Consider the following 1,600-nt stretch of genomic DNA (forward strand, 5'->3'; position numbering starts at 1 on the left):
CTGGACGGGAAAACGCCCGATCAGGCATATCTCACCCCGTCCCGGCCAATTCCGGTCGCGGCATAACTGAGCGGAAGATCCACTTAGAACACAGCTCCAAACTGTTCAGACAACCCGAGCCACCTATAACGCAGCTTGTAAGCAAGGCGGTCGAGGTTGGACTTTTTCTTCATCACAATCTCCTCCGCACTTCACCCAACGGCAACCTGCAGCTCCATCCGCACGGAGCCGCCAACTAAGAGAGTCAAGGGACCCTCAAAGCTGATACTCAAGGAAACCCAGAGGTTTAACCAGAAGCATCAGCCACGTGAGCTACAGGCTATCGCCGTTGGCACACCCAGAGATAGGATGTGGACTCCGTGGTCGCAAGGTGCATTTGCTTATCCATTGAGTATCCGCAGAAGAGTTTCGCCTCCAATAAACTCGTCGCGCTTTGCAGCCAGCGCCAGCATCGCGATTTCTTCCGTCACAACATATCCATCGCGTCCCACGCCAATCGCAGCCATTAGGGCGGCCTCGTCCAACGACCCGCCCCGCAACATGTTGAACGCCAACTCAGCTACACTTTGTCCTTGGTCCTGAGCCGCTTGCTTCGCGTTCCTCCGCACCTGCCGTCCGCTGTGCAGCTCCGCGTTCAGTAGCGGGCTGTATTTGCTGTAGTGCTTGTCCAGCATCGCCGTGCTGTTGCCCATCTGCTTGCTCAGCGCGTGCGTGCTAATCCCTCGCTTCAAGTCCTGCGTGGCGTAGTAGTGGCGCCAGCTGTAGAGCGTGCGCGTCTTGCCGTCCGCGCCCACTTTCAGCCCAAGCTCGTCCAGTAGCGCGTTGAACGAGCGGTTCAGATTGAAGATCGTAGCGACTTTGCCCAAGCGAGTAGTGAACACGTGCTCGTCGCTACGAGCTGCGAGTAGCGCGTCGAAGCTCTCTGAGCGTATAGCAGGGTTCAGCTTGCGCTGTCTGTCCAAGTAGCTTTCCACGCGGTCGCGCGCCACAGCGGCTCTCTTCCGCGTCTTCCCGTCCACGTTAATGACAAGGTAGCGGTTCGCGTCCTGCTCATGCCATTCGATGTTCTTCCAGCGTAGCCCTAACGCTTCCGTTCCGTGACGCACGCCTGTATTTGCGAGGAACAGGACGTAGTTGCGTAGCACCTCGCGGGTCGCCTGTGCCTTGGTGCTGGAGGTCTTCTCGTGCCACGTGCGTAGCGCGGTGTAGATCTTCGTGTATTCCGCGTTGGTGAAGCTGCCTCTGCTTTCGCTCTTGAGCCCCTTGTTGAGCAGGGTAGGGCGGAGAGATTTCGTGATCCAGCCGTGCAGCTCTGCTTCATCCAGCACCCTGTTGAGCGCAGCGTTATGGTTGTTTATGCCGCTCTGCGAGAAGGGCTTCCCGTTCTGCTCAGTCCGCCAAGCGTCGAACGCCTTTAGCGCTGCCAGGTCGATTTTCGCAATGTCTGTGCTGCCAAAGTGGGGAATGAGCCAGCGGTGTCAACGGCGGTGCGATTTCCTGCCAGAGGGCAGCACAAAATCCGGCCAGTTCCAGCGTGATCGGCGCCCCGGCAGACGCGCTCCCTATGTAGCTGGCGGTTGCCGGGGCGCCTTGGTCCGCG

Annotated in this window: 1 protein-coding gene; it reads right to left on the minus strand. The window is 58.8% G+C overall.

Annotated features, from left to right (window positions below; all coding sequences use genetic code 11):
* Window positions 1–380 precede the first annotated feature (380 nt).
* The gene (locus tag EU800_RS25950) at window positions 381–1,328 is read right to left on the minus strand and encodes a tyrosine-type recombinase/integrase (RefSeq protein WP_165354861.1); all 948 of its coding nucleotides are present in this window, start codon (window positions 1,326–1,328) and stop codon (window positions 381–383) included.
* Window positions 1,329–1,600: the final 272 nt, after the last annotated feature.

It is taken from the genome of Tropicimonas sp. IMCC6043, from assembly GCF_004146235.1.
Lineage (GTDB): Bacteria > Pseudomonadota > Alphaproteobacteria > Rhodobacterales > Rhodobacteraceae > Tropicimonas.